At 72.5% G+C, this 8,426-nt stretch carries 9 protein-coding genes; 7 read left to right on the forward strand and 2 right to left on the reverse strand.

The annotated features are described in order from the left end of the window. Positions 1–22 precede the first annotated feature (22 nt). Genes ACWGIS_RS29570 through ACWGIS_RS29595 form a run of 6 tightly spaced genes read left to right on the forward strand, consistent with a single transcriptional unit; the run spans position 23 to position 5,171 of the window. Positions 23–292 carry an acyl carrier protein gene (locus ACWGIS_RS29570; protein WP_453365523.1) on the forward strand — a complete coding sequence of 90 codons (270 nt, stop codon included), beginning with the start codon at positions 23–25 and terminating at the stop codon, positions 290–292. 42 nt (positions 293–334) lie between these two features. Continuing rightward, positions 335–1,273, forward strand: coding sequence for an ATP-binding cassette domain-containing protein (locus tag ACWGIS_RS29575; protein WP_453365524.1), 939 nt, complete (start codon positions 335–337; stop codon positions 1,271–1,273). After that, positions 1,270–2,085, forward strand: coding sequence for an ABC transporter permease (locus ACWGIS_RS29580; protein WP_453365525.1), 816 nt, complete (start codon positions 1,270–1,272; stop codon positions 2,083–2,085). The genes ACWGIS_RS29575 and ACWGIS_RS29580 overlap by 4 nt, the downstream gene beginning before the upstream one ends. Next, positions 2,082–2,912 carry an ABC transporter permease gene (locus tag ACWGIS_RS29585; protein ID WP_453365526.1) on the forward strand — a complete coding sequence of 277 codons (831 nt, stop codon included), beginning with the start codon at positions 2,082–2,084 and terminating at the stop codon, positions 2,910–2,912. The genes ACWGIS_RS29580 and ACWGIS_RS29585 overlap by 4 nt, the downstream gene beginning before the upstream one ends. 2 nt (positions 2,913–2,914) lie before the next feature. Continuing rightward, positions 2,915–4,279, forward strand: a complete 1,365-nt coding sequence (locus ACWGIS_RS29590) for an NAD(P)/FAD-dependent oxidoreductase (protein WP_453365527.1) — start codon at positions 2,915–2,917, stop codon at positions 4,277–4,279. Between the two features lie 22 nt (positions 4,280–4,301). Beyond that, positions 4,302–5,171 (forward strand): alpha/beta fold hydrolase, encoded by an 870-nt coding sequence (locus tag ACWGIS_RS29595; protein WP_453365528.1) that lies wholly within the window; start codon positions 4,302–4,304, stop codon positions 5,169–5,171. 72 nt (positions 5,172–5,243) lie between these two features. Here ACWGIS_RS29595 and ACWGIS_RS29600 read toward each other — a convergent pair whose 3' ends face one another. Together ACWGIS_RS29600 and ACWGIS_RS29605 are read right to left on the reverse strand one after the other, a co-directional pair. After that, positions 5,244–6,269, reverse strand: a complete 1,026-nt coding sequence (locus tag ACWGIS_RS29600; protein ID WP_453365529.1) for a class I SAM-dependent methyltransferase — start codon at positions 6,267–6,269, stop codon at positions 5,244–5,246. Between the two features lie 182 nt (positions 6,270–6,451). Continuing rightward, the gene (locus tag ACWGIS_RS29605; RefSeq protein WP_453365533.1) at positions 6,452–6,784 is read right to left on the reverse strand and encodes a VOC family protein; all 333 of its coding nucleotides are present in this window, start codon (positions 6,782–6,784) and stop codon (positions 6,452–6,454) included. 182 nt (positions 6,785–6,966) lie between these two features. Between ACWGIS_RS29605 and ACWGIS_RS29610 the strand changes: the two genes are divergently transcribed. After that, positions 6,967–8,346: an FAD-binding oxidoreductase gene (locus tag ACWGIS_RS29610; protein ID WP_453365530.1), complete on the forward strand. Its 1,380-nt coding sequence runs from the start codon at positions 6,967–6,969 to the stop codon at positions 8,344–8,346. Positions 8,347–8,426: the final 80 nt, after the last annotated feature.

Here is an 8,426-nt window from a genome sequence, read left to right on the forward strand (position 1 = left end):
CGGCCGGAGAACAGGAGACCACATGCCCTACTCCAGTGAAGAGGTGCGCGAGACGGTGCTCGCGATCATCGAGCAACTCGCCCCCGAGCGGGAGCGGTTCGAAGCGGGCAAGGACATGCGGCTGGTCGAGGACCTCGGTTTCCACTCCCTCGCCCTGCTGGAGATGGCCTTCGCGATCGAGGACGACTTCGACCTGCCCCCGATCGACGAGAAGACGGGCCGCTCCATCCAGACCACGGAACAGGTCCTGGCCTACGTCCTGAGCCAGGTGGAGGCCGGGACACCGTCGTGACCGCGCCCACCGACCCGAGCACGACGCCACGAAGGAGCCACGATGACCGAGGCGATCTCCCTCTCGGACCTCACCAAGCGATTCGGTGACCAGACCGCACTGGACCGGGTGTCGCTGCGGATACCGGCCGGGACCGTGGTGGGCCTGCTCGGCCCGAACGGCGCCGGCAAGACCACGCTGATCAACTGCCTGACCACGCTGCTCCAGCCCGACGGCGGCAGCGTCCGCGTCCTCGGCCACGACCCGGAGACCGAACCCTCCCTGGTGCGCGCGAACATCGCCGTCACGGGGCAGTTCGCCGCCCTGGACGAACAGATCAGCCCCCGCGAGAACCTGGTGTTCTTCGGCCGGTTGCTGGGCCTGAGCCGCGGCGAAGCACAACAGCGGGCGGGGGAGATGCTGGAGCGCTTCGAGCTGGCGGAGGCCGCCCACACCCCGGTCGGATACCTCTCGGGCGGCATGCGCCGACGCCTCGACCTCGCGGTCAGTCTCGTGGTCCCCCGGCCGGTGCTGGTGCTCGACGAACCGACCACGGGCCTCGACCCGCGCAGCCGCAAACTCCTGTGGGAGATGGTCAGGGCCGAGGCCCGCCGCGGGGTGGCCGTCCTCCTCACCACTCAGTACCTGGACGAGGCCGACCAGCTCGCCGACCGCATCGTCGTCATCGACAAGGGCCGGGTGCTCGCGGACGGCTCCTCGGACGAACTCAAGCGGGACGTGGGCGGCATCATGTGCCGGCTCACCCTGACCGGCGCCGCCGACCCCGGCACGGTCCGCGACGCGCTGCGCGACCTGCCCGGTGCGGTGGCCGAGGGCGACAAGGTCACCGTACCGATGTCCCATCCGGAGGAGGTCGCCGCGGTGATCGGCCGGCTCGACGGCACGGGACTGCGGATCGCCGACATCGAGGTCACGAGGCCGACCCTCGACGAGGTGTTCTTCGCGCTCACCGAACCCCTGCAGCGGGAGGCCACCCGATGAGCACCACGTCCGACGTCACGGGCGTGCCCGCCGTCCCCGCCCAAGGCCGCCCGGCCGGCCGGCGGCACGACTTCCACGTGCTCTTCGACCGGCTGCGCGTCCGCTCGTTCTCGCGCGGCGGCCTGACCGCCACGGTGGTGCAGCCGCTGCTCTTCTTCGCCGTCTTCTACTGCACCTTCGCCAGGATGCTGGACGAACAGGGCATCGGCTTCGGCCGGTTCGTCACCCCCACCGTGCTGGTGCAGGCGCTGATGTTCGTGGCCATCGGCAGCGCCACCGAACTGGCCGCCGACCGCTCCAGCGGCGTCTTCACCCGGCTGCTGACCAGCCCGGTCGACATGCGCGCGATGAGCCTGGCGCACCTGTGCGTGGTGGCGCTGCAAGGTCTGCTGTCGACCGTCGTGATCGCGCTCGCCGGGCACCTGGCCGGCTTCCGGTTCGACCAGGGTCCGCTCGCCGCGCTGGCGTTCGTCGTGTTCGCCGTGGCCTTCACCGTGGCACTGTCGCTGGCCACGGCCACCATCGCGCTGCGGCTGCGCAACCTGGAGGCGCTCAGCGCGGTGCTGCACCTGCCGTACCTGCCCCTGCTGGTGCTGTCCACCGGCTTCGTCGAGGCGGACCTGTTCCCCGGCTGGCTGGAGCCGGTCGTCTCGGCCTCGCCCGTGTCGGGGGTCATCGACGCGCTGCGCGCCCTCTCGACCGCCGAGCCGGCCTGGGGGGCGATCCTGCCCGGGCTCGCCTGGCTGGTGGGCCTGCTCGCCCTCTTCTCGTGGACCACGACCGTCGCGTTCAGGAAGGTGGCCGTCCGATGACCGTGCAGTCGCCGGGACCGGTCGCGCCCACGGCGCCGTCGTCCCCCACGCCCCAGCCGGCCACCCTGACCGCGGCCTGCGCCGTCATCGCCGGCCGGGTGATCCGCCAGTTCGTCCGCAACCGGATGATGCTCATCGTCACCGTCGCGTTTCCGCTGCTTCAGCTCTTCATGCTGCTGGCGGCGTTCAGCGTGCTGGTGCGCGACACCCAGGACGTCGACTACGTCCAGCGGCTGGCTCCGCTGATCGTGCTCACCACGGCGTTCTCCTCGATCCTCACCACCGCGATCGCCCTGTGGAGCGACATCCGCAGCGGGGTGTTCAACCGGCTGCGCGCGATGCCGCTGGACATGCGCGCCTACGTGTTCGGGCGGATCGGCGGGGACTTCGTACGGATCATGGGCGTCGCCGTACTGGTGACCCTGATCGCGCACACCGTCGGCTTCCGGTTCTCCCGCGGACCGCTCGCCGTGCTCGGCTTCTTCGGGATCGTGGCGCTGTTCGGGATGATGTGCAGCGCGCTGGCCGTGGCCGTCGCGCTCGTCGCCCAGCACCCGGGCATCATCGTGCGCTACGTGCAGATGCCCACCCTCGTGCTGACCCTGATGTCCAGCGGTTACGTGCCGCTGGACGCCTTCCCGCACTGGATCCGGCCCGCGGTGCGGGCAAACCCGGTCTCGCTGGCCTCCGAGTCACTGGCCGCCCTGGCCGGGGAGGGGGCGCTCGCGGTGCCGGTGCTCGGTACCGCGGCCTGGGCCCTCGGCATCACGGCCGTGTGCACCGTCGTCGCCACGCGCCGCTTCGCGGTGCTCGTGAAGCGGGGCTGACCGTGGCGGACATCCTCGTGCTGGGCGCCGGGGTGGCCGGCCTCGGTCTCGCGGCGTTCGCCGCGCGCCGGGGCCACCGGGTGACACTCGTCGAGCGGGACGGACCGCCACCGGAAGGCGGGGCGCACGCCGAGGCGGCCGGCTGGGAACGGCGCGGTGTGCCGCACGCCCGCCAGGGGCACGCCCTGCTGGGGCTCGGCGTCGGCGTGCTCCGCGAGGAGTGCCCCGAGGTTCTGGCGGACCTGACCGGCCGCGGCGCGGTGCCCGTGACCCTGGAGACCGGGAACGGCGATCTCGGTCTGCTGTGCCGCCGGCTGGTCTTCGAGGCCGCGCTCAGACGCCGGGTCGCCGCCGATCCCGCCGTCACGCTGCTGCGCGACCGGGCCACCGGCCTGCTCAGCGCCGGGGCGCCGCACGGCGTCCCCCATGTGGACGGGGTGCGCCTCGCGGAGACGGGGGAGGTGGCCGCCGAGGTGGTGCTGGACGCGACCGGCCGCCGATCCGCCGCGGCGGCCTGGCTGACCGGCATCGGAGGCGCCCCGCCCCGCGAGAGGGCCCAGGCGTGCGGCTTCTCCTACATCGCCCAGGAGTTCGCGCTGAAGGCGGGCGGGCGCTTCCCGTCCCTGCGGTCACCGGTGGTGCACGAACTCGACTTCGCCACGGTGCTGGCCTTCCCCGGTGACAACGGCCGCTTCCACCTGTCCACGACCGTGTCCTCCCACGACCCCGCGCGGACGCGGCTGCTGGACCGCGAGGTCTACCTCCGCTTCCTGGCCAGCGTGGCTCCGGTGCGGGACTGGCTCGACGGGGCGACCCCGGTCGGCGACCCCCTGCCGATGGCCGGTCTTGAGAACCGCTACCGGTCGCTGACGGCGGACGGCGCCCCACTGGTCACCGGGTTCGCCCTGGTCGGTGACGCCTGCGCACAGACCAACCCCACCTTCGGCCGCGGTGTCTCGCTCGGCCTGGCCCACGCCCGGACCGTCGCCGACCGGCTCGGCCGGCTCGGACAGGAGCCGGCCGCCTGGGCCCTGGAGACCCACGAGTCCACCGGCCGGTGCCTGGGGCAGTGGTTCGAGCAGCAGGTCGCCACCGATGCCGCCCGCCTCGCCGAGCTCGCCGGCGGCCCGCACGACGACTCCCTGGCCTCCCGCGTCCTCACCGCCCTGGCCGTCCTGCGCGAGGACGACGAGCACGTCCGCGTCGCGGCCGAGCGGGTCTACCACATGCTGCTCAGCCCCGCGGAGCTGATGAGGGACCGCAAGGTGGCCCGCCGCGTGCTTGCGTTCCTGCGCGAGCACCCCGACCTGAGCCGCGACCACGTAGGACCCAGCCGTCAGGACTTCGAGCGCCTGGTCATCGGCTGAGCGCCCCACAGAAGGGAACACCATGAACGTCACCCTGCCCACGGACGTCACGCTGAGCTACGACTTCTACGGGCCCGAGGACGGGCCCGTGGTCGTGCTCGTGCCCGGACAGCACCAGGCGTCCCTTTTCGAGACCATGCAGGTGCCGCAGCTGACGAAGGCCGGCTACCGGGTCGTCACCTTCGACCTGCGCGGTGTGCATCCCTCGGAGGAGACCCCTCCGCCGTACACGGTGGAACTGCTCGGACAGGACCTCGCCGCGCTCAACGAGGCCCTGGAACTGGGCCCTTGTACCTACATCGGCTACTCGGTGGGCGCGATGATCCTGCTGGAGCTGGCGATGAAGCGCCCCGACCTGATCGAGCGGGCCGCGCTCATCGGGGTGCCGTGGAAGCCCGGCAAGCTGCAGCAGGCCATCCAGGCCGAGGCGGTGGACCGGCTGAAGAACGGCCACAAGGTCCCGGCCCTGCTGGAGGGCACCTTCCGCGCGATGTACCTCTTCGGGCCGCGCGCGCTCAACCGCGACCAGTTCATCGCGCCCTACCTCGACGGCCTGGCGGGACTCGCGGAGTCGGGCGGTCACGGCGCCATCGGCCACGCCGAGGCGAGCACCGCCTTCCGGCCCTCCGACGAGGAAGTGGCCCGGGTCCGGGTGCCGTTGCTCGTCGTCGGGATGGAGCACGACATCGTCGCGCCCCGGCACCTGTCACGGGAACTCGCGGACCTGATCCCCACCGCCGAGTACACCGAGATCCGCAACTGCGGCCACGCCTCCCTGCTGGAGAAGCCCACCGAGGTCAACGCGCTGGTCGCCGACTACCTGCGCTCGGGCAAGGTCGGCGTCCCGCGCGGCTCGCGCCGTCCCTCCGGGGACGGGCCGCGGGAGACCTGACCGCCGGTCACGTCCGTACGGTTCCCGGTCTCCTCGGCCGGTGCCGGGAACCGTGCGGACACGACCGGTCGTTCACCGAGGAGACGCGGTGAGCCGGTACAGCCGGTGGAACGGGTGCCCCACGTCGATCACCCGGGTCTCCAGTCCCGCCTCGGCGGCGTACGCGCGCACGGTGTCCGGGCGCATCACCGTGCCCGTGGCCGCGCTCGGTGTCCGGCTCATCCCGACCGGCAGGCAGTGCAGCACGCTGACGGCGTAGTGGAAGCGTTCGCTGTCCGGCGCGGCCGGCGTGAACCGCTCGCCGACGGACGGCTCCATCAGCAGCACCGTCCCGCCGGGAGCCATCAGCCGCCGGCAGGCCCGGAGCACGTCGACGGGCGCGGACATGTCGTGCAGCGCGTCGAACACGCAGACCAGGGTGTGCCCGGCCGGGTCGGCCCCGCCGGCGTCACCGGTGCTGAAGCGCACCCGTTCCGACAGCCGCTCCCCGGGGCCGGCCGCGGCGAGGTTCGCCTCGGCGTCCCGGATCGACGCCTCGTCCAGGTCGATCCCGTGCACCAGCGCGTCGGGGAACATCCGGGCCAGCGCCAGGGTGGACAGACCGGCGCCGCAGGCCACGTCGGCGATGCTGCTCCCGGGCAGGCGCAACCGGGCGTCGACATCGGGCAGATGCCGGCTGATCCAGCCGGGCAGATGGTGCTCGAAGACGCCGCGGTTCAGGCCCGCCTGGCCACCGCGCAGGGCGTCTCCGTAAGCCGCGTAAGGGAGTCCGCGGCGCTCGCGGTAGGCCTCCACCAACTGCGGCAGCACGGCGGCCATGCCGCCGACGGGCATCACCACCAGGGGGGCGATCCAGTTCGGGCTGTCGGCGTCGAGCAGGGCCTCGGCGTGGGCCGGGGGCAGGGCGAACCGCCGTGCATCCGGTGCGGCTCCGGGCGTGTCGACGGTGAGGACACCGGCGCACGTCTGCTGTTCCAGCCACTCCCGGACCATCCGGGGATCGAGGCCGCTCTCCTCGGCGACCTGGGCGGCCGTGGCCGGGCCGGTGCGGCGCAGTGCCGCGTACAGCCCCAGCTCCATGCCAAGGAAGCAGGTCATCAGTTCGGCCGAGGCGAGCCCGGCGCCGAAGAGGCGGACGGAGAAGGCCTGCGCGGAGTCCGCGGCGGGACCGCCGGCCGCGGCCGGCCCGCCCCGTTGTCCGGGCGGCGCGCCGGAACCCGGGCGGGGAGTCGCGGAGCGGGCCCCGGGAGGTGTGTGACGGAAGGCGGGCGACACGGCGGTCAGAGGTGGGCGAGGACGTTGACGACGTTGCCGTCGGCGTCCCGGTAGAAGAAGCGGCGGACACCCCACTCCTCGTCCGCCGGGCCGTACACGATCTCCAGACCGGCGGCGCGGGCGCCCGCCAGGGCCGCGTCCAGGTCCTCCACCTCGATGGAGGCCGAGGGGTTCACCGGCCCCGTGGGGTCCTTGGTGATCAGGCTGACCTGCACGGAGTGGTCCGTGGGCGGGGCCAGGGTGGCGATCCAGCCGTGATTCATGATCACCTCCATCCCGGTGACCCGGATGTGGGCGGCTACTGCGGAATCGAGATCGCTCACCGTGAGCAGCGGCATCGCGCGGAGTGCAGACATGTGCGCCAGCGTAACCAGCGCTCCGTGCGCGCCGAGGCGCCTTTCCACCCTCTTTCACCCCCGCGCCGAGGGCTGTCCCTCCGCCGTACGTTCGGTCTCCATCGGCCCCCTCGCACGAGCCCGACGCGCCGGCCGAATCCGCCAACCGCAGGAGGAGGACTGACGTGGGACTCGTCACCGCGACCGGTACGGCCATCCCGGAATCCAAGCTCGCGGAGCTGAGTGAGGCGATCAGGGGCCGGACCATCACCGCACAGGACGCCGACTACGACGAGCGCAAGCAGATCTGGAACGGCTACTTCCAGAAGAGCCCCGGAGCGATCGTGCAGGTCGACGGCGCCTCCGACGTCGTCAAGGTGGTCGAGTTCGCCCGCGAGAACGGCATCGAGCTGGCGATCAAGGGCGGCGGGCACTGCTTCGCCGGCACCGGCACCGTCGAGGGCGGCCTGCTGCTGGACACCTCGCGGCTGCGCGGCATCCGGGTGGACCCCGCGAAGCGCCGGCTGACCGTCCAGCCGGGACTCGAACAGGGCGACGTCGACGCCGAGACGACCAGCTTCGGCCTGGCCGTCACCGGCTCGCAGGAGTCGTACATCGGCATCGGCGGGCTGGCCCTCGGCGGCGGCCTCGGCTGGCTCGCCCGCTACCGCGGCCTGCTCGTGGACAATTTGATTTCCGCCGACCTGGTGCTCGCCGACGGCGAGCTGGTGACCGTGACCGCGGAGGACCACCCCGACCTCTTCTGGGCGATCCGCGGGGGCGGCGGCAACTTCGGTGTGGCCACCCGCTTCGAGTTCGGCCTCCACCCGCAGGGCGACTGCATGGCCGGCCTGCTCGCCTTCCCCATCGACCAGACGGTGCAAGTGGCACGGCGGCTGGACGAGTTCAACCGGAGCGCCCCCGACGAGCTGACCACCTCCTTCGCCTTCCTCACCGCCCCCGGCGGCGAGCCGGCGATCGGCCTGGGCTTCGTGCACGCGGCCCCCGACGACGCCACCGAGAGCCTCATCGGGCAGATGCGCGGGCTCGGCACCGGCGCGCTGCTGGACCACTGCGGGGCGATGCCCTACGTGGCGGTGCAGCGGATGCTCGACGAGAACACCGTCGCCGGCCACCGGTACTACCCGCGTTCCTTCCTGCTGCCCGAACTGCGCGACGAGCCGCTGCAGATCCTGGCGGACGGGTTCGTCGACGCCCCCTCCGAACGGAGCCTGGTCGGCGGCGGCCTGATGGGCGGAGTGATGTCGAACGTGCCCGCGGCGCAGACCCCGTTCCTGCACCGCGAGGGCTATCTGACCAGCATCCTCACGTCCTGGACCGACCCGGCCAAGGACCAGGAGGCGGTCGAGTGGACCGAGAAGGTCTACGCCGAACTGCTGCCGTACACCACCGGCGCGGTCTACGCCAACCACCTCGGGGCGGACTCGGCGGAGCGGATCGAGGACGCCTACGGCTCCAACTACGAGCGGCTCACCCGGATCAAGGCCGCCTACGACCCCGACAACTTCTTCCACACCAACAACAACATCAAGCCCGCGAGCTGAAGGCCGCCGGCGGTCCCGGGGCGGGTGCACGTCCCCCGGGGCCGCCGGCCCGGAGCACGACGGCGCCCGGACCTCACGTG

The organism is Streptomyces sp. NPDC054842, from assembly GCF_053611025.1.